Consider the following 19,074-nt stretch of genomic DNA (forward strand, 5'->3'; position numbering starts at 1 on the left):
CGTGACTCGGATGTGGCCGCGGCGCCGCCGGTGGCTCACCGCCGCCAAGACGGCGCCGCACCAGCCCGTGGAGGTGAGCGTCGATGCCGAGTAGCCGTACGAGCCGTCCGCCCGCCCAGCGCGCCCCCAAGCGGCCCTCTGCCGCCCCGCCCCCGCGCGTGAGTCCCGTCGCCCGGCTCGTCATGCGGGCGCGGCGCGCCTGGGACCGTCCGCTGACCGCCTACTACCTGATCCTCGGCGGCAGTCTGCTGATCACCGTGCTGGGTCTGGTGATGGTCTACTCGGCCTCGCAGATCACCGCGTTGCAGATGTCGCTGCCCGGGTCGTACTTCTTCCGCAAGCAGTTCCTCGCGGCGTCCCTCGGTGCCCTGCTGCTGCTCCTCGCGTCGCGGATGCCCGTGAAGCTGCACCGGGCGCTGGCCTATCCGATCCTGGCGGGAGCCGTCTGCCTGCTGGTCATGGTGCAGGTGCCGGGGATAGGGGTGGCGGTCAACGGCAACCAGAACTGGATCTCGCTCGGCGGCTCCTTCCAGATCCAGCCCAGTGAGTTCGGCAAGCTCGCCCTCGTGCTGTGGGGAGCCGACCTGATCGCCCGCAAGCAGGAGAAGCGGCTGCTCACGCAGTGGAAGCACATGCTGGTGCCGCTGGTCCCCGTGACGTTCATGCTGCTCGGGCTGATCATGCTGGGCGGGGACATGGGTACGACGATCATCCTGACCGCGATCCTGTTCGGGCTGCTGTGGCTGGCCGGAGCGCCCACGCGGCTGTTCGCCGGGGTGCTGACCGTCGCCCTGATGCTCGCCGGCATCGCCATCGAGACCAGCCCCCACCGCTTGAACCGGCTCGCCTGCATCGGCGCCACCGACCCCGGACCGAATGACATCTGCTGGCAGGGTGTGCACGGCATCTATGCGCTCGCGTCGGGCGGAATCTTCGGTTCCGGCCTGGGTGCCAGCGTGGAGAAATGGGGGCAACTACCCGAAGCGCACACCGACTTCATCTTCGCCGTCACCGGTGAGGAACTGGGCCTCGCGGGGACACTGTCGGTGCTCGCCCTCTTCGCGGCTCTAGGCTATGCGGGTATCCGCGTGGCCGGACGCACGGAGGACCCCTTCGTGAGGTATGCCGCGGGAGGCGTGACGACCTGGATCACCGCACAGGCGGTGATCAACATCGGCGCGGTGCTCGGTCTGCTGCCGATCGCCGGCGTCCCGCTCCCGCTGTTCTCCTACGGAGGATCCGCCCTGCTGCCGACCATGTTCGCCATCGGGCTGCTGATCGCCTTCGCGCGCGACGAGCCCGCTGCGCGGGCGGCGCTTGCGATGCGGCAACCTCGCTTTGGTAGAAAGCGGGCGGGAGGCTCTGCGTCCGAACGGGGGCCTCGGAGATGGAACACGATGCGACGGCGTGCCTCGGCGGCGCGCTCGTCCGGAGAGCGGTGAATTTCGGTGCATGTCGTACTCGCCGGTGGGGGGACCGCCGGCCACATCGAGCCCGCGCTCGCCCTCGCGGACGCCCTGCGCAGGCAGGATCCGACCGTGGGGATCACGGCCCTGGGCACGGAGCGCGGTCTGGAGACCCGGCTCGTACCCGAGCGGGGCTATGAGCTCGCGCTGATCCCCGCGGTCCCCCTGCCGCGCAAGCCGACCCCCGAGCTGATCACCGTTCCCGGGCGGCTGCGCGGCACCATCAAGGCGGCCGAGCAGATCCTCGAGCGCACCAAGGCGGACGCCGTCGTCGGCTTCGGCGGCTATGTGGCGCTGCCCGGCTACCTGGCCGCCAAGCGCCTCGGTGTGCCGATCGTGATCCACGAGGCCAACGCGCGGCCCGGCCTGGCCAACAAGATCGGCTCACGGTACGCGGCCCAGGTCGCCGTCTCCACACCGGACAGCAAGCTGCGCGGCGCCCGCTACATCGGCATCCCGCTGCGCCGCTCCATCGCCACGCTGGACCGGGCCGCCGTGCGCCCGGAGGCCCGCGCCGCGTTCGGACTCGACCCGAACCTGCCGACGCTGCTGGTCTCCGGCGGTTCACAGGGCGCCCGCCGGCTCAACGAGGTGGTCCAGCAGGTCGCCCCGTACCTCCAGCAGTCCGGCATCCAGATCCTGCACGCGGTCGGCCCGAAGAACGAACTGCCGCAGGTGCACCAGATGCCGGGGATGCCCCCCTACGTCCCGGTGCCGTACGTGGACAGGATGGACCTCGCGTACGCCGCGGCCGACATGATGCTCTGCCGCGCGGGCGCGATGACCGTCGCCGAGCTGTCCGCCGTCGGGCTCCCGGCCGCGTATGTCCCGCTGCCGATCGGCAACGGCGAACAGCGGCTGAACGCCCAGCCGGTGGTCAAGGCCGGTGGCGGGCTGCTGGTCGACGACGCCGAACTGACGCCGGAGTGGGTCCAGCAGAATGTCCTGCCCGTGCTCGCCGATCCGCACCGGCTGTACCAGATGTCCCGCGCCGCCAGCGAGTTCGGCCGCCGGGACGCCGACGACCTGCTCGTCGGCATGGTGTACGAGGCGATCGCCTCGGCACGGGCCGTCGGCTGACATGCCGTAGCTGTGCGGCAAGTGAGCGGAAGGGGCGTGCCTCTGTCGTACGGGAGACCGCGCGGAGGACCGAGGTACGAGTGACCCGGCACGGTCGGCCGACGACAGAGGCTTGAGTGCCACGGAGGGGGTGCCCCCGGCCGAAGGCCGGGGGCGGAACCGAGCCAGGAAAAGGAGGGCGCGTGGCCGGACCGACGACCGCCGAGCGCGCAGGGCGGCAGCAACCGGAGTCCGGCCCGCCGCTGCCGCCCCGCCTCCGACGGCTGCTCAGCCTTCGTATGCTCATCATCCTTTTGATTGTCGTGGTGTTGGGGGGCGGCGGCTCCATCTGGCTGCTGTACGGCTCCTCGTGGCTGCGTGTGCATCGGGTCTCCGTCTCCGGGACCCGGGTGCTGACCCCGGCGCAGGTGCGCGAGGCGGCCGACGTACCGCTCGGCACGCCCCTGATCTCCCTCGACACCGATGCGATCGAGGCACGTCTGCGCCGGAAGCTGCCCCGCATCGACACGGTGGACGCCGGGCGTTCCTGGCCCCATGGGGTGGGGCTGAGAGTGACCGAACGTACGCCGGTCCTCCTCATCGCAAACGGCGCGAAGTTCGAGGAAGTGGATCGGGAAGGCGTGCGGTTCGCCACGGTGGCACAGGCCCCGAAGGGCGTCCCCGCGCTGGAACTGGCGCCGCCCCCGTCGGCCGGCCCCCGTCGCTTCGGCACCGGCCGACTGGTGCGCGAGGCGGTCCGCGTGGCCCAGGACGTCCCGGCCGCCGTCGCCCATGACACCCGGACCGTCAAGGTCCGTACCTACGACTCCATCTCGCTGGAGCTGGGCGACGGCCGGACCGTGCTGTGGGGCAGCGGAGAAAAAGGCCGTGCGAAAGCGGTGACCCTGACCGCGCTGATGAAAGCCGCCCCGCACGCCCGTCACTTCGACGTCAGCGTGCCCACCGCCCCTGCGTCATCGGGGAGTTGACGCACATCAGCGCAGGCCAGCACCCTGGTTGGGCACTGCTACGGCTGATCACATAGGGTGAAAAGAAAAACGGGAGGTTCGGCGTGTTCGTTGAACGTGCGCCACTTGTCGACTTAGTGTCCTGTTCGGAAGAGTCCAAGGAACAGGCACACTGGTAACCCTAAACTTCAGGGTGAGGGTTCGGGTCGGCGTTCGGACCGTCCCAATTCGGCATCTGCCGTCGGACCGCGGGGCACCCGTGGACGACGGCAACGTAATTCGAGGCGAGAGGCCTTCGACGTGGCAGCACCGCAGAACTACCTCGCAGTCATCAAGGTCATCGGTGTCGGCGGCGGTGGTGTCAATGCCATCAACCGGATGATCGAGGTCGGTCTCAAGGGCGTCGAGTTCATCGCCATCAACACCGACGCGCAAGCTCTGTTGATGAGCGACGCCGACGTCAAGCTCGACGTCGGCCGTGAACTCACCCGCGGACTCGGCGCGGGCGCCAACCCGGCCGTCGGCCGCAAGGCCGCCGAGGACCACCGCGAGGAGATCGAGGAGGTCCTCAAGGGGGCCGACATGGTCTTCGTGACGGCCGGTGAAGGCGGCGGCACCGGCACCGGCGGCGCGCCCGTCGTGGCCAACATCGCGCGCTCACTGGGCGCCCTGACCATCGGTGTGGTCACGCGCCCGTTCACCTTCGAGGGGCGCCGCCGTGCCAACCAGGCCGAAGACGGCATCGCCGAGCTGCGCGAAGAGGTCGACACCCTCATCGTCATCCCGAACGACCGGCTGCTGTCCATCTCGGACCGCCAGGTCTCCGTCCTCGACGCCTTCAAGTCGGCGGACCAGGTCCTGCTCTCCGGTGTGCAGGGCATCACCGACCTCATCACCACGCCCGGTCTGATCAACCTCGACTTCGCCGACGTCAAGTCCGTGATGTCCGAGGCCGGTTCGGCCCTCATGGGCATCGGCTCGGCCCGCGGCGACGACCGAGCGGTGGCCGCGGCCGAGATGGCCATCTCCTCGCCGCTGCTCGAGGCCTCCATCGACGGCGCCCGCGGAGTGCTGCTGTCCATCTCCGGCGGCTCCGACCTCGGCCTCTTCGAGATCAACGAGGCCGCCCAGCTGGTGAGCGAGGCCGCGCACCCCGAGGCCAACATCATCTTCGGCGCCGTGATCGACGACGCCCTCGGCGACGAGGTGCGGGTCACCGTGATCGCCGCCGGATTCGACGGCGGCCAGCCCCCGGCCAAGCGGGACAACGTCCTCGGCTCCTCCGCGGCGCGGCGTGAGGAGCCCGCGCCGGCGCGTCCCGCCGAGAGCCGTCCGTCCTTCGGCTCGCTCGGCAGCGTCACGCCGAAGGAGGCACCCGAGCCCGCCCCGGAGCCGGTGAGCGAGCTCCCGGTCTCCCCGCCGCCGATCCCGCCGTCGCGGACCTACTCGGACAGCGCGGCCGAGGAGCTGGACGTACCGGACTTCCTCAAGTGATAGGACAGCGCGACACCGCGAGCGGCGCGCACTTCGCCTTCACCGACCGGTGGGGCGGGGTGAGCGCCGCTCCGTACGAGGAGCTCAATCTGGGTGGCGCGGTCGGCGACGACCCCGAGGCCGTCCGGACCAACCGGGAGCTGGCCGCGAAGTCGCTGGGGCTCGACCCCGCCCGGGTGGTCTGGATGAACCAGGTGCACGGCAGGGACGTGGCCGTGGTCGACGAGCCATGGGGCGGAAGGCCGGTGCCCGAGGTCGACGCGGTCGTCACCGCCCGTCGCGGCCTCGCTCTCGCCGTACTCACCGCCGACTGCACGCCCGTCCTGCTCGCCGACCCTGTCGCCGGGGTCGCCGCCGCCGCCCACGCGGGCCGGCCGGGCATGGTCGCCGGGGTGGTCTCCGCGGCCGTCCGCGCGATGATGGAACTGGGCGCCGAGCCGTCCCGGATCGTCGCCCGCACGGGACCCGCGGTCTGCGGCCGGTGCTACGAGGTGCCGGACGTGATGCGCGCCGAGGTGTCCGCCGCCGAGCCGGCGGCGCACGCCGAGACGAGCTGGGGCACTCCCGCGGTCGATGTGACCGCCGGCGTGCACGCGCAGCTCGAACGGCTCGGGGTGCGCGACCGGGCGCAGTCGCCGGTGTGCACGCTCGAGTCGGGCGACCACTTCTCGTACCGCCGGGACCGGACCACGGGACGGCTCGCCGGCTATGTCTGGCTGGACTGATGGGGCATGACGGACCGTAAGCAACAAATCTCCGCGAAACTCGCACAGGTCGAGGAGCGCATCGCGGCCGCCTGCCGGGCCGCGGGGCGCAAGCGGGAGGAGGTGACCCTGATCGTGGTCACCAAGACCTACCCCGCGAGTGATGTGCGGATTCTGTCGGAACTCGGCGTGCGTGACGTCGCGGAGAACCGCGACCAGGACGCGGCACCCAAAGCCGCGGCGTGCTCGGATCTGCCGCTTACCTGGCACTTTGTCGGCCAGTTGCAGACCAACAAGGTGCGATCCGTGGTCGGTTATGCGGATCTGGTGCAGTCCGTCGATCGTTCCCGGCTTGTCACGGCGCTGTCGAAGGAGGCCGTGCGGACCGGGCGCGAGATCGGCTGTCTCCTCCAGGTCGCGCTGGACGCGGGCGAGGGCGGACGGGGGGAGCGGGGAGGCGTGGCACCCGAGGGAATCGAAGAGTTGGGCGACCTCGTCGCGGACGCCCCGGGACTGCGGCTGGACGGACTGATGACGGTCGCACCGCTGACCGGGGAGTACGCGGGGCGTCAACAGGCTGCGTTCGAGCGGTTGATGGATTTGTCGACCGACCTGCGCCGGGCTCATCCGGCTGCAACCATGGTCTCGGCAGGAATGAGTGCGGACCTCGAACAGGCCGTGGCGGCCGGGGCGACACATGTGCGCGTCGGCACTGCGGTACTCGGAGTCCGCCCCGGGCTCGGGTAACGTCGCCAAGAAGTCGGACCACAGCAGAAAATATGGTCATTACCGCTGATAGGCGGGCGAAACGACCTCGTGGATCGCGGGCACTTGGCAGTCGTCAGCCGATCCACCACAGAGCGGAGGACTCAGAGCATGGCCGGCGCGATGCGCAAGATGGCGGTCTACCTCGGCCTCGTGGAGGACGATGGGTACGACGGCCGGGGATTCGATCCCGACGACGACTTCGAGCCCGAGCTCGACCCGGAACCGGAGCGGGACCGCAGGCGGCACGAGCCGTCTCACCAGTCGCACCAGGCACTTCAGTCCCAACGGGACGAATCGGTACGAGTGGTTCAGCCGCCGGCGCAGCGCGATCCGGTGTCCCATTCCCCTTCGCTACCCGCGGAATCCGGGCGTCCTGCCCGGATTGCCCCCGTGGCATCCATCACACAAGAACGCCAGAGCCTGGAGAAGAACGCACCGGTGATCATGCCCAAGGTCGTGTCCGAACGAGAGCCGTACCGGATCACCACGCTTCACCCCCGGACCTACAACGAGGCCCGTACCATCGGGGAACACTTCCGTGAGGGTACGCCGGTGATCATGAATCTGACTGAGATGGACGACACGGATGCGAAGCGACTTGTCGACTTTGCGGCCGGTTTGGTGTTTGGTCTTCACGGCAGCATCGAGCGGGTGACGCAGAAGGTGTTCCTGTTGTCGCCTGCTAACGTCGATGTCACGGCGGAGGACAAGGCCCGCATCGCAGAGGGCGGGTTCTTCAACCAGAGCTGAGACGCACCACCGGAAAAGGCACGGAACAGGGGAGAGGGAAGCACGGATCATGGGCGTGTTCCTGGAGGTTGTCCACATCGCGCTGATGTGCTTCCTCATCGTGCTGATTTTCCGGTTGGTCATGGACTACGTCTTCCAGTTCGCCCGCTCATGGCAACCCGGCAAGGCGATGGTGGTCGTTCTTGAGGCCACCTACACTGTCACTGATCCACCGTTGAAGCTTCTGCGGCGGTTCATCCCGCCGCTGCGTCTCGGAGGCGTGGCGCTCGACCTGTCCTTCTTCGTACTGATGATCATCGTCTACATCCTGATCTCCATCGTGGGCAACCTCGCGAGGTGACTGTGGACGATACGGTCTTGCCGACTGCCGATGACTACGTTGAGGTGAAGAGATGCCGTTGACCCCCGAGGACGTGCGGAACAAGCAGTTCACGACCGTCCGCCTCCGAGAAGGCTATGACGAGGACGAGGTCGATGCCTTCCTCGACGAGGTCGAAGCCGAACTGACCCGCCTGCTCCGGGAGAACGAGGACCTGCGCGCCAAGCTGGCCGCCGCGACGCGTGCCGCCGCGCAGAACCAGCAGAACATGCGGAAGCCTCCGGAGCAGCAGGACCAGCAGCAGGGGATGCCTCAGCAGGGGATGCCTCAGCAGGGAATGCAGCAGGGAATGCAGCAGGGTATGCCTCAGCAGGGCATGCGCGGTCCTGGTGGTCCCGTACCCGCCGGGATATCGGGTCCGCCGCAGCAGCAGATGGGCGGCCCCATGGGTGGCCCGCCCCAGCTGCCGAGCGGCGCCCCGCAGCTGCCTGCCGGCCCCGGCGGCGGTCAGGGTGGTCCCCAGGGGCCCGGCCCGATGGGCCAGGGTCCGATGGGGCAGGGGCCGATGGGGGGACAGCCCCCGATGCAGCAGCAGATGGGTGGCCCCATGGGCGGTCCGATGGGCGGCCCCATGGGCGGTCCGGGCATGCCCGGTCAGGGCCCCGGCGGCGACAGCGCCGCGCGCGTCCTCTCGCTGGCCCAGCAGACCGCCGACCAGGCGATCGCCGAGGCCCGCTCCGAGGCCAACAAGATCGTCGGTGAGGCTCGCAGCCGTGCCGAGGGTCTGGAGCGCGACGCCCGTGCCAAGGCCGATGCCCTGGAGCGGGACGCGCAGGAGAAGCACCGTGTCGCGATGGGCTCCCTGGAGTCCGCCCGCGCCACGCTGGAGCGCAAGGTCGAGGACCTGCGCGGCTTCGAGCGCGAGTACCGCACCCGTCTGAAGTCCTACCTGGAGTCGCAGCTGCGTCAGTTGGAGACCCAGGCCGACGACTCGCTGGCCCCGCCGCGGACCCCGGCCGCGGCCTCCCTGCCGTCGCCGTCGGCGCCGTCGATGGCTCCTGCGGGCGCGAGTGCCCCGTCGTACGGCGGCAACCAGACGATGGGTGGTCCCCCGGCTCCGTCCGGTCCGTCCTACGGCGGTCAGCAGCAGATGTCCCCGGCGATGACCCAGCCGATGGCACCGGTGCGTCCGCAGGGCCCGTCGCCGATGGGCCAGGCTCCCTCGCCGATGCGTGGTTTCCTCATCGACGAGGACGACAACTGACGTTCACGAGTCAGCCGTAGGTGTCGGCAGCACCTCAGGGCGGGGCCCCGGATCGAGTGATCCGGGGCCCCGCCCTTGTGCTACGCGCGTTCGGGGCTTTTGCCCCGGATGTTCGGCTGGGGGAGCGGTTGTGCGTGCGTACGCAACGCCGAAGGCCCGGGCCCGTCGAGAATTTCCGGCGGGCCCGGGCCTTCGGATGTGCCGCTACGCCTTGCGCAGGCGGAACGTGAGGCTCAGGGAGGCGTCGGTGAACGGCTCCCCGTAGCTGTCGTCCGCCTCGCCCTGGACGAACTCCGTGGCGAGGACCTCGTCGGCGATCAGATCCGAGTGTTCGGTCAGCGCCGCGATCACCGCCGGGTCCGTCGAGGTCCAGCGGAGCGCGATGCGGTCGGCGACGTCCAGGCCGCTGTTCTTGCGGGCTTCCTGGATCAGCCGGATCGCGTCACGGGCGAGGCCCGCCTGCCGCAGTTCCTCGGTGATCTCCAGATCGAGGGCGACCGTCGCGCCGGAGTCGGACGCCACCGACCAGCCCTCACGCGGGGTCTCCGTGATGATCACCTCGTCGGGGGCGAGGGTGACCGTCTCGCCGTCGACCTCCACCGTCGCGGTGCCCTCGCGCAGCGCCAGGGACAGCGCCGCCGCGTCGGCGTTCGCGATCGCCTTGGCCACGTCCTGGACGCGCTTGCCGAAACGCTTGCCGAGCGCGCGGAAGTTCGCCTTCGCCGTCGTGTCGACCAGGCTGCCGCCGACCTCGCTCAGCGACGCGAGGCCCTCGACGTTCAGCTCCTCGGTGATCTGCGTGTGCAGCTCCCGGTCCAGCGTCTCGAAGCCGGCCGCCGCCACCAGCGCGCGGGACAGCGGCTGACGCGTCTTGACGCCGGACTCCGCGCGTGTGGCCCGGCCCAGCTCGACGAGCCGGCGCACCAGCACCATCTGCCTCGACAGCTCCGGGTCGATCACGGACAGGTCCGCCTCGGGCCAGCCGGCCAGGTGCACCGACTCCGGGGCGCCCGGGGTCACCGGCACGACCAGGTCCTGCCAGACCCGCTCGGTGATGAACGGGGTGATCGGGGCCATCAGCTTCGTGACCGTCTCGAGGACCTCGTGCAGGGTGCGCAGCGCGGCCTTGTCGCCCTGCCAGAAGCGGCGGCGGGAGCGGCGGACGTACCAGTTCGACAGGTCGTCGACGAACGCCGACAGCAGCTTGCCGGCGCGCTGGGTGTCGTACCCCTCCAGAGCGTCGGTCACCTGGTCGGTCAGCGCGTGCAACTCGGACAGCAGCCAGCGGTCCAGGACCGGGCGGTCGGCCGGGGCCGGGTCGGCGTCACCGGGCGCCCAGCCCGACGTGCGGGCGTACAGCGCCTGGAACGCGACCGTGTTCCAGTAGGTCAGCAGCGTCTTGCGGACGACCTCCTGGATCGTGCCGTGGCCGACGCGACGGGCCGCCCACGGGGAGCCGCCCGCGGCCATGAACCAGCGGACCGCGTCCGCGCCGTGCTGGTCCATGAGCGGGATCGGCTGGAGGATGTTGCCCAGGTGCTTGGACATTTTGCGGCCGTCCTCGGCGAGGATGTGGCCGAGGCACACCACGTTCTCGTACGACGACTTGTCGAAGACCAGCGTGCCGACCGCCATCAGCGTGTAGAACCAGCCGCGGGTCTGGTCGATGGCCTCGGAGATGAACTGCGCCGGGTAGCGGCTCTCGAACAGTTCCTTGTTCTTGTACGGGTAGCCCCACTGCGCGAACGGCATCGAGCCCGAGTCGTACCAGGCGTCGATGACCTCCGGCACACGCGTGGCGGTCTTCCCGCACTGCGGGCAGCCGAAGGTGACGTCGTCGATGAACGGGCGGTGCGGGTCGAGGCCGGACTGGTCGGTGCCCGTCAGCTCGGTCAGTTCCGCGCGGGAGCCGACGCAGGTGAGGTGGTCGTCCTCGCAGCGCCAGATCGGCAGCGGGGTGCCCCAGTAGCGGTTGCGGGACAGCGCCCAGTCGATGTTGTTGTTCAGCCAGTCGCCGTACCGGCCGTGCTTGACCGTGTCCGGGTACCAGTTGGTCTTCTCGTTCTCCCGGAGGAGACGGTCCTTGACGGCCGTGGTGCGGATGTACCAGGACGGCTGCGCGTAGTACAGCAGCGCGGTGTGGCAGCGCCAGCAGTGCGGGTAGCTGTGCTCGTACGGGACGTGCTTGAAGAGCAGACCGCGCTGCTGGAGGTCCTCGGTGAGCTTTTCGTCCGCCTTCTTGAAGAAGACGCCGCCCACCAGCGGGACGTCCTCCTCGAAGGTGCCGTCGGGGCGGACGGGGTTGACCACCGGCAGGCCGTACGCGCGGCCGACCTTCAGGTCGTCCTCACCGAAGGCGGGGGACTGGTGGACCAGACCCGTACCGTCCTCGGTGGTGACGTACTCCGCGTTGACCACATAGTGGGTGCCGCCCGGGGTCTGCGGGAACTCCACCAGCTCGAAGGGACGTCGATACGTCCAGCGCTCCATCTCGGCGCCGGTGAAGGTCTGCCCCGTGGTCTCCCAGCCCTCGCCGAGCGCCTTGCCGACGAGCGGCTCGGCGACGACGAGCTTCTCCTCGCCGTTCGTCGCCACGACATAGGTGACCTCGGGGTGCGCGGCGACCGCGGTGTTGGAGACCAGCGTCCACGGGGTCGTCGTCCACACCAGGAGGGCGGCCTGGCCGGCCAGCGGACCGGAGGTGAGCGGGAAACGGACATAGACCGAGGGGTCGACGACCGTCTCGTAGCCCTGCGCCAGCTCGTGGTCCGACAGGCCGGTGCCGCAGCGGGGGCACCAGGGGGCGACGCGGTGGTCCTGGACCAGCAGCCCCTTGTTGAAGATCTCCTTCAGGGACCACCACACGGACTCCACGTACTCGGGGTCCATCGTCCGGTAGGCGTCGTCCAGGTCGACCCAGTAGCCCATGCGGGTCGTCAGCTCGGCGAAGGCGTCCGTGTGGCGGGTCACCGACTCACGGCACTTGGCGTTGAACTCGGCGATGCCGTACGCCTCGATGTCCTGCTTGCCGTTGAAGCCGAGCTCCTTCTCGACCGCCAGCTCCACCGGGAGGCCGTGGCAGTCCCAGCCGGCCTTGCGGCCCACGTGGTACCCGCGCATGGTGCGGAAGCGCGGGAAGACGTCCTTGAAGACGCGGGCCTCGATGTGGTGGGCACCCGGCATGCCGTTCGCCGTGGGCGGGCCCTCGTAGAACACCCATTCGGGGCGGCCCTCGGACTGTTCCAGGCTCTTGGCAAAGATCTTCTGCTCGCGCCAGAAGTCGAGCACGGCGTGCTCGAGTGCGGGCAGGTCGACCTGGGCGGGCACCTGGCGGTACTGCGTCATGGATCTTCCTCCGGCGGACGTGCTGCCTTCCGTCGGAGGGACGAGAGCAGGGAATTCGGTGAATTCTCCCTACGCCGTGTGCGGCGCGCTCCCGCGGTACCACCCTCCTTGGCTCCCCGGTGCGCCGTACGCTCCGGTGAACCCCCTCATTGGGGTCGCGATGCCGGTTCTACTGGCCCTGGGCGGCCTGTGGGCGGCGCCCACAGGCCAAGGCTTTCTTCCGGCGGCTCCGGGGTGATCTTCACGACGCGCTCACCCCCGGGCTCCCACCGTCCCCGGGTCGCTCTGGGCTGCGTACGCCGCTACTCGTCCCCATCCACGCTTCTCGCTTCGCCCAGTGTACGGCGCCGCACGCACGGCGGCCGTCCGGTTTTCCTCCTCCGCCGGCCGCGGCCGCCGCAGGGTGCCGGATGACCCGAATGGCGAAGTGCGGATGCGGGCATTCCGGGCCGTCGGTGTCGGCGGATTACCGGGCGGAGAGCTGGGCACAACGGATGCAGGCTCGTCGCGTGGCACGCGGGTGGCGGGCGAATCGCTGGCGTGCCCCGTTGCCGCGGGTCAGAAGTCGATTTATCGTCCCAGCACGATTGCGCGCGCAAGATCACAATATGTGAAGGGGCCGCGGCCATGGTGGCGAAGAAGATCGCCGTACAGCAGTCGGCGTCCGACAGATCCACGGCTGCGGCTGCCTCCGGCGGTGTTGCGGCCAGGGATGTGAACGGCAGCCGGAACACCCACAGCACGTCGGGGCGGCGTACGGGCAGGCCGGTGAAGACGCTGCGTGCGGCTGCCGCCGGGGCCAGGCGCACGGGCGAGGCCCCGGTCCCCGGGATCACCGGGAACGGGACGGCCGAGGCAAGGCCGGCGACCGAGGAGCCGGCCGTCGGGATAACGGCTCGCACTGAGGGGGCGGGCATCGCGGAGAAGGCTTCGACGAGGGCGGCCAGGGCTCCGGCGGCGGGGACCGCCGGGCGGCCGGCCACGGCGAAGGCTCGCACCGCAAAGGCCGCCGCCGGAAAGACCGGAGCCATGAGGACGGGCACCACGAAGCCGGGCGCCACGACGGCCGCCCGAAGGACGGCCTCCACGAGGAAGTCCACCGGGGGGACGGCTGCCGCGAGCGCGGCCGGTGACGAGAAGACCGCTTCGGCGAGGGCGGCGGCACGGAAGGCGGGCTCTTCGGGGGCGGCCGGGGCTCCGGTCCCTCCCGGGGAGACAGCGGTGGGCAGGACCGCCGCCACGAGGCCGGCCGGGGCCAGGACGGGCGCCGACAGAGCGGCTTCCGGGGAGGCGTCCGGGAAGGCGGCGTCCGGGAAGGCGGTCGGGGGGAAGGCGGCGGCCGGGAAGGCGGTCGCGGGGAAGGCGGTCGCCGGGAAGGCGGTCGGCGAGAAGACGGCTGCCAAGGGGGCGGCCGGGAAGAAGGCGGCCGTCAGGAAGGCGGTTGCCAAGGGGGCCGTGGCCGACGAAGAGGCGGCCGGGAAGGCGCTCGGCAGGAAGACCGGCGCCACGGGGACGGTCGCCGGGAAGGCGGTCGGCGAGAAGACGGCTGCCAAGAAGGTGGCCGGGAAGAAGGCGGCCGTCAGGAAGGCGGTTGCCAAGGGGGCCGTGGCCGACGAGGAGGCGGCCGGGAAGACGGTCGCGTCCGGGGTGCCCGCCCAGCAGACGACTGGGCGGAAGGCGGTCAAGGGACCGGCGGCCGGGAGGACGGCCACCGGGAAGACGCGTGCCGAGAAAGCCGTGCCCGAGAAAGCGTCTCCCTCGAAGGCGGCCGCCCGGAAGGCGGTCACCGGGAAGACGGCCCCTGCGAAGAAGACGGCCCATCCGAAGAAGGCGGCCCCTGTGAAGAACACTGCCCCAGCGAAGAGGACGTCCGCCGGGAAGTCGGCGGCCTCCCGGAAGGCGGCGGCGTCCGGGCGGGCGGCGTCCAAGGAAGCGGCCTCGAACAAGGTGGCCTCGGAGAAGGCGGTGTCCACGAAGGCGGTGTCCAAGAAGGCGTCGTCCGTGAAGGCCGTGTCCGGGAAGGCGGCGGCCTCGAAGAAGGCGGTCGAGGAAGCGGTCGCGCCGACCCGGGCGGCGAACGCACCCGTCAGCCGGGCCGACAGTGTTCCCGTCGGGGCGGCCAGGGAGAAGGGCGGTCCCGAGCGACCGGCGGCGAAGAAGGCCACCACCGGCAAGAAGGCGACGGCGACCGGCACGGTCACCCGGAAAGCGGCGAAGAAGACCGCAGCCGAGAGGGCGGCGACCGGCGCCGCCACCGAGCGGGCGGCAGCCAAGACGGCCGCCGCAGGGAAGACGGCCCCGGCCGGGGCCGCCGCCGGCAAGAGCGCCGCCGTGAAGGGCAGCGCCGCGAAGAGCACCCCCACACAGAGTGCGGCCAAGAGGAGCACGGCCAAGAAGGCGGGCGCCGGCGAGGCCGCGGAGCAGACGGGAGCCACGACGGTGGTTGCGAAGAAGACTCCTGGCACGGCCACGGCGGCGACGACCCCCTCGGCGGTCCCCAAGGCACGGATCGCCGCGGCGGAGCCCGGTGAACTGGCGGTGCGCCCCGGCGAGGCTCCGTGGACCCCCGAGGAGGTTGCCGAGGCACGCGCGGAGCTGGAAAGCGAAGCGACGCGTCTGCGCGGCGAGATCGACGCGTCCGAGCAGGCGCTGGTCGGTCTGATGCGGGACTCCGGGGACGGCGCGGGCGACGACCAGGCCGACACCGGCACCAAGAACATCACGCGCGAGCACGAGATGGCGCTCGCCGCCAACGCGCGTGAGATGCTCGAACAGACCGAGCGCGCCCTGCACCGCCTCGACGCCGGCACCTACGGACTGTGCGAGCACTGCGGCAATCCCATCGGCAAGGCCCGAATGCAGGCGTTTCCGCGCGCCACCCTGTGCGTGGAGTGCAAGCAGAAGCAGGAACGCCGCTGATGGCACCTCCTGGACACCGGGTCGGGCGGGCTCGTGCCGTAGTCTCGTCCTCAGTCAGGCACCTAGGTTGAGGGACTCACGTGGCAGAGGCGGAGCGCATCACCGGTACGCCGGATATCCCACAAACGGTGGGGGCCGGGCCCGACCACTCCGGCGCACGGGCGCTGTCCGGCGAACGCCCCGCCCCGGACTCCGCGGGCGCGCCCGAAGGAGCCCCGGCCGAGGGCGCCAGGGCGCGGACGCCGGGGGCCGGCGCCGCCGAGGCCGCGCGGGGCGGGCGCCGGATGGCGGTCCTGTTCGCGGTCGCCGCCATCGCCTACGTCCTCGACCTGGGCAGCAAGCTGATCGTGGTCGCGAAGCTGGAGCACCACGCGCCGATCCGGATCATCGGGGACTGGCTGCGACTGGAGGCGATCCGCAACGCGGGCGCCGCCTTCGGCTTCGGCCAGGCCTTCACCGTGCTCTTCACGGTGATCGCCGCAGCGGTGATCGTGGTGATCGCCCGTCTCGCCCGCAAGCTCTACAGCCTGCCCTGGGCCATCGCGCTCGGGCTGCTGCTCGGCGGCGCCCTCGGCAACCTCACCGACCGGCTCTTCCGCTCGCCGGGCGTCTTCAAGGGCGCGGTGGTGGACTTCATCGCACCCAAGGGCTTCGCCGTGTTCAACCTGGCCGACTCGGCGATCGTCTGCGGCGGCATCCTGATCGTGCTGCTGTCCTTCCGCGGCCTGGACCCGGACGGCACGGTCCACAAGGACTGACCACCCGGGCCCTCCCGCGGAAGTCCCCGCCCGGGACTCTCGTACGGCGCTGTCCGACCTGTCCGGCATACTCGACGGGTGAGCACGCTTCCCGAGATCCGTACCCTGCCCGTGCCCGACGGCCTGGAGGGCGAGCGCGTCGACGCCGCCATCTCCCGCATGTTCGGCTTCTCCCGTACGAAGGCCGCGGAGCTGGCCGCGGCGGGCAAGGTGCAGGTCGACGGCACCGTGGTCGGCAAATCGGAGCGGGTGCGCGGCGGCGCCTGGCTCGAGGTGGAGATGCCGCAGGCGCCCGCGCCGGTGCAGGTCGTCGCCGAGCCGGTCGAGGGCATGGAGATCGTGTACGACGACGAGGACGTGGTGGTCGTCGTCAAGCCGATCGGCGTGGCCGCGCACCCGTCGCCCGGCTGGTCGGGCCCCACCGTGATCGGCGGTCTGGCCGCCGCCGGGTACCGCATCTCCACCTCCGGTGCCGCCGAGCGCCAGGGCATCGTGCACCGCCTCGACGTCGGCACGTCCGGCCTGATGGTGGTGGCGAAGTCGGAGCACGCGTACACCTCGCTCAAGCGCCAGTTCAAGGAGCGCACGGTCGACAAGCGCTACCACACGCTCGTCCAGGGCCACCCCGACCCGACCAGCGGCACCATCGACGCGCCCATCGGCCGCCACCCGAACCACGACTACAAATGGGCCGTCACCGCCGACGGCAAGCCCTCCGTCACGCACTACGACCTGATCGAGGCATTCCGCTCGGCCTCCCTGCTCGACGTCAAGCTGGAGACCGGCCGCACCCACCAGATCCGCGTCCACATGGCCGCCCACCGCCACCCGTGCGTCGGCGATCTGACCTACGGAGCGGACCCGACGCTCGCCAAGCGGCTCGGCCTGACCCGGCAGTGGCTGCACGCGGTGCGCCTCGGTTTCGAGCACCCGGCGGACGGACGGTGGGTGGAGTTCGAGAGTGCCTACCCCGCCGACCTCCAGAAGGCGCTGGACAAGGTGCGTGAGGAGAGCTGGGCTTGAGCGCCGCGTTCGTGGTGCGCCTCGCCGAGGACCCCGCAGACCGCGAGGCGTGCTTCGCGGTCCGCAAGGAGGTCTTCGTGCGCGAGCAGGGCGTCCCCGAGGACATCGAGTACGACGCCTACGACGCCGGCGCCCTCCACGTGCTCGCGATACGGCGGGACGGGGTGCCGCTCGGCACGGGCCGGCTGCTGCACGGGGAAGCGGCCGCGGCGAAGACGGGCGGCGACCCGTCCGTGGGCTCCCTCGGGCGGCTCGCGGTGACGCGGGAGGCACGCGGCGTCGGCGTCGGCGCGGCGCTCGTGCGGGCGATCGAGGACGCCGCCCGCGCGCGGGGGCTGACCGCGGTGGACCTGCATGCGCAGACCCACGCCCTGGGCTTCTACGAACGGCTCGGCTACGCGGCGTACGGCCCGGAGTTCCCCGATGCCGGGATCCCGCACCGGGCGATGCGACGACCCGTGTGACCTGGGGCGCCGCGGAGGCCGGGAGGAATTACATGGCAGGCTGGACTCCGCTGTGTGAACCTCCAACCTTCGGGAGCGCTGTCCGTGGACCAGTTGGCCCTGTTGCTCCTGCTGTTGCTCGGGGCCGTGGTGAGCGTCCCGGTCGGCGACCGGCTGGGGCTGCCCGCCCCGGTGCTGATGACGTTGCTCGGGATCGCGCTCGCCGTGCCCGGGTTCGTCCCCAACGTGAATATCCCGCCGCAGCTGATCCTGCCCGCGTTGCTGCCGCCGCTGCTGTACGCGGCGGTGCGCCGGACCTCGTGGCGGCAGTTCGCGGCGAACAAACGGCCGATCTTCCTGCTGGCCGTGGCCCTGGTGTTCGTCACCACCGTGTGCGTGGCCGTCGTCGCGCACGCAGTGGTGCCGGGTCTGCCGATCGCGGCCGCGGTCGCGCTGGGCGCGGTGGTCGCACCGCCCGACCCGGTCGCGGCGACCGCCGTGGCGGGGCAGCTCGGACTGCCCCGCCGCCTGGTGTCGATCCTGGAGGGCGAAGGCCTGTTCAACGACGTCACGGCGATCGTGCTGTACCACGTCGCGATCGCGGCCGCCGTCACCGGGACCTTCTCGTTGCCGCGGGCCCTGCTCGAACTGGCGCTCTCCGCGGTGGTGGCGCTGCTCGTCGGGCTCGCCCTCGGCTGGGTCGCCAACAAACTGATCGGCCTGCTGGAGGACGCCACCCTCCAGGTGGGCCTGACGCTGCTGGTGCCGTACGCCTCCTACGTGCTGGCCGAGGAACTGCACGGCTCCGGCGTGCTGGCCGTGCTGGTCACCGCGCTGTTCCTGGCGGAGTACGCCAGCGATCCCGACGACGTGCTGATGCGCCTGGCCGGACACACGTTCTGGGACGTGGTGGACACCCTGGTCACCGGAGTCGCGTTCGGGCTCATCGGGCTCGAGCTGCACCACGCGATCAGGACCGCGTCCGGGCGGTGGGGCCAGATGCTCGGCTGGGCCGCCGCGATCGCGGCGGTCGTGGTGCTCGTACGGCTCCTGTGGCTGCTGCCCGCGACCTGGCTGACCAAGCGTCTGCACGCTCTGCGGGACTACGACGAGGAGATCCCCATGTCGTGGCGGGAGACCGTCGTGATGTGGTGGTCGGGGATGCGGGGCGTGGCCTCGGTGGCGCTGGCCCTGGCCGTCCCCCTGACCATGGACGACGGATCGCCCTTCCCCGATCGTGACGAGATCGTCTTCATCGCCTTCGGGGTGATCATGGCGACCCTGGTGCTCCAGGGGCTGACGCTCCCGTGGCTGGTGAGACGGCTGGGCGTGCGCGCCGACACGGTGAGCGAGAAGGAGTTCGAACGGAAGCTGGCCGCACGCGCGGCGAAGGCGGCGAAGCGGAGGCTGAGGGAGATCGAGGAGGTGGAGGACCTGCCGGAGGAGCTGTCCGAGCAGCTGCTGCGACGGGCCTTCGACATCGGTGCGCGCATCAGCCCGGACCTGGGCGACGAGGAGCGGCGCGAGGCGCACGAGCAGCGTGCCCGGCGCCTCAAGCGGCTGCGCAGGATCCAGGGGGAGATGCTGAGCGCGGCGCGCCACGAGGTGCTCGCCGCCCGCAGCGAACCGGGGGCGGACCCCGAGATCGTCGACCGGGTGCTGCGCCACCTCGACGTGCGCAGTCTGCGCTGACAACGCCGCACCCGCCGGGGCCGGCCGTGGGACCCGCCGCAGGCCGGGCGTGGCGCCCCGCCGGAGACCAGGCCGGGGCGACCCGCCCGGACGCTCGGCGGA

The 19,074-nt window shown here is 71.0% G+C and carries 15 protein-coding genes; 14 read left to right on the plus strand and 1 reads right to left on the minus strand.

Annotated features, from left to right (window positions below):
• Window positions 1-83: 83 nt before the first annotated feature.
• The 9 genes from ftsW (at window position 84) to ABZ823_RS11980 (ending at window position 8,792) form a co-directional block, all read left to right on the plus strand.
• Window positions 84-1,442, plus strand: a complete 1,359-nt coding sequence (gene ftsW / locus ABZ823_RS11940) for a putative lipid II flippase FtsW (RefSeq protein ID WP_361657387.1) — start codon at window positions 84-86, stop codon at window positions 1,440-1,442.
• 6 nt (window positions 1,443-1,448) lie between these two features.
• Window positions 1,449-2,546 carry an undecaprenyldiphospho-muramoylpentapeptide beta-N-acetylglucosaminyltransferase gene (gene murG, locus ABZ823_RS11945; protein WP_361657390.1) on the plus strand — a complete coding sequence of 366 codons (1,098 nt, stop codon included), beginning with the start codon at window positions 1,449-1,451 and terminating at the stop codon, window positions 2,544-2,546.
• 182 nt (window positions 2,547-2,728) lie between these two features.
• A complete protein-coding gene (locus tag ABZ823_RS11950) occupies window positions 2,729-3,514 on the plus strand; it encodes an FtsQ-type POTRA domain-containing protein (RefSeq protein WP_361657393.1) in 786 nt (261 codons plus the stop codon).
• 279 nt (window positions 3,515-3,793) lie between these two features.
• Complete coding sequence (gene ftsZ / locus ABZ823_RS11955) at window positions 3,794-4,987, plus strand: cell division protein FtsZ (RefSeq protein WP_361657396.1); 1,194 nt, start codon at window positions 3,794-3,796, stop codon at window positions 4,985-4,987.
• Window positions 4,984-5,712: a peptidoglycan editing factor PgeF gene (pgeF, locus tag ABZ823_RS11960; protein WP_361657398.1), complete on the plus strand. Its 729-nt coding sequence runs from the start codon at window positions 4,984-4,986 to the stop codon at window positions 5,710-5,712. Before ftsZ ends, pgeF begins: the two co-directional genes overlap by 4 nt.
• A 6-nt stretch (window positions 5,713-5,718) precedes the next feature.
• A complete protein-coding gene (locus ABZ823_RS11965) occupies window positions 5,719-6,438 on the plus strand; it encodes a YggS family pyridoxal phosphate-dependent enzyme (protein ID WP_361657400.1) in 720 nt (239 codons plus the stop codon).
• Window positions 6,439-6,567: 129 nt separating this feature from the next.
• Window positions 6,568-7,209 (plus strand): cell division protein SepF, encoded by a 642-nt coding sequence (gene sepF / locus ABZ823_RS11970; protein ID WP_361657403.1) that lies wholly within the window; start codon window positions 6,568-6,570, stop codon window positions 7,207-7,209.
• 49 nt (window positions 7,210-7,258) lie between these two features.
• Window positions 7,259-7,549 (plus strand): YggT family protein, encoded by a 291-nt coding sequence (locus ABZ823_RS11975; protein ID WP_361657406.1) that lies wholly within the window; start codon window positions 7,259-7,261, stop codon window positions 7,547-7,549.
• A 52-nt stretch (window positions 7,550-7,601) separates the two neighbouring features.
• Complete coding sequence (locus ABZ823_RS11980) at window positions 7,602-8,792, plus strand: DivIVA domain-containing protein (protein ID WP_361657409.1); 1,191 nt, start codon at window positions 7,602-7,604, stop codon at window positions 8,790-8,792.
• 204 nt (window positions 8,793-8,996) lie between these two features.
• On the opposite strand, the gene ileS is transcribed toward ABZ823_RS11980, so the two are convergent.
• Window positions 8,997-12,137: an isoleucine--tRNA ligase gene (ileS, locus tag ABZ823_RS11985; protein WP_361657412.1), complete on the minus strand. Its 3,141-nt coding sequence runs from the start codon at window positions 12,135-12,137 to the stop codon at window positions 8,997-8,999.
• A gap of 1,221 nt (window positions 12,138-13,358) precedes the next feature.
• On the opposite strand from ileS, the gene ABZ823_RS11990 reads away from it, so the two are divergent.
• From ABZ823_RS11990 to ABZ823_RS12010, 5 genes are all read left to right on the plus strand, one after another.
• Window positions 13,359-15,056, plus strand: a complete 1,698-nt coding sequence (locus tag ABZ823_RS11990; RefSeq protein ID WP_361657415.1) for a histone H1-like repetitive region-containing protein — start codon at window positions 13,359-13,361, stop codon at window positions 15,054-15,056.
• A gap of 80 nt (window positions 15,057-15,136) precedes the next feature.
• Window positions 15,137-15,814 (plus strand): signal peptidase II, encoded by a 678-nt coding sequence (gene lspA, locus ABZ823_RS11995; RefSeq protein ID WP_361657418.1) that lies wholly within the window; start codon window positions 15,137-15,139, stop codon window positions 15,812-15,814.
• 78 nt (window positions 15,815-15,892) lie between these two features.
• Window positions 15,893-16,837 carry an RluA family pseudouridine synthase gene (locus ABZ823_RS12000; protein ID WP_361657421.1) on the plus strand — a complete coding sequence of 315 codons (945 nt, stop codon included), beginning with the start codon at window positions 15,893-15,895 and terminating at the stop codon, window positions 16,835-16,837.
• Window positions 16,834-17,301 carry a GNAT family N-acetyltransferase gene (locus ABZ823_RS12005; RefSeq protein WP_361657424.1) on the plus strand — a complete coding sequence of 156 codons (468 nt, stop codon included), beginning with the start codon at window positions 16,834-16,836 and terminating at the stop codon, window positions 17,299-17,301. Before ABZ823_RS12000 ends, ABZ823_RS12005 begins: the two co-directional genes overlap by 4 nt.
• A gap of 84 nt (window positions 17,302-17,385) precedes the next feature.
• Window positions 17,386-18,972: a Na+/H+ antiporter gene (locus ABZ823_RS12010; protein WP_361657544.1), complete on the plus strand. Its 1,587-nt coding sequence runs from the start codon at window positions 17,386-17,388 to the stop codon at window positions 18,970-18,972.
• The last annotated feature ends 102 nt before the right edge of the window (window positions 18,973-19,074 follow it).

Origin of the sequence: Streptomyces sp. NPDC047079, assembly GCF_040643755.1 — a bacterium.
Lineage (GTDB): Bacteria > Actinomycetota > Actinomycetes > Streptomycetales > Streptomycetaceae > Streptomyces.

Bases quoted from the DNA above. Each gene is read 5' to 3' on its own strand.
- ftsW (WP_361657387.1), top strand. From the start codon at position 84: ATGCCGAGTAGCCGTACGAGCCGTCCGCCCGCCCAGCGCGCCCCCAAG.
- ABZ823_RS11965 (WP_361657400.1), top strand. From the start codon at position 5,719: ATGACGGACCGTAAGCAACAAATCTCCGCGAAACTCGCACAGGTCGAG.
- sepF (WP_361657403.1), top strand. From the start codon at position 6,568: ATGGCCGGCGCGATGCGCAAGATGGCGGTCTACCTCGGCCTCGTGGAG.
- ABZ823_RS11975 (WP_361657406.1), top strand. From the start codon at position 7,259: ATGGGCGTGTTCCTGGAGGTTGTCCACATCGCGCTGATGTGCTTCCTC.
- ABZ823_RS11980 (WP_361657409.1), top strand. From the start codon at position 7,602: ATGCCGTTGACCCCCGAGGACGTGCGGAACAAGCAGTTCACGACCGTC.
- ileS (WP_361657412.1), bottom strand. From the start codon at position 12,137: ATGACGCAGTACCGCCAGGTGCCCGCCCAGGTCGACCTGCCCGCACTC.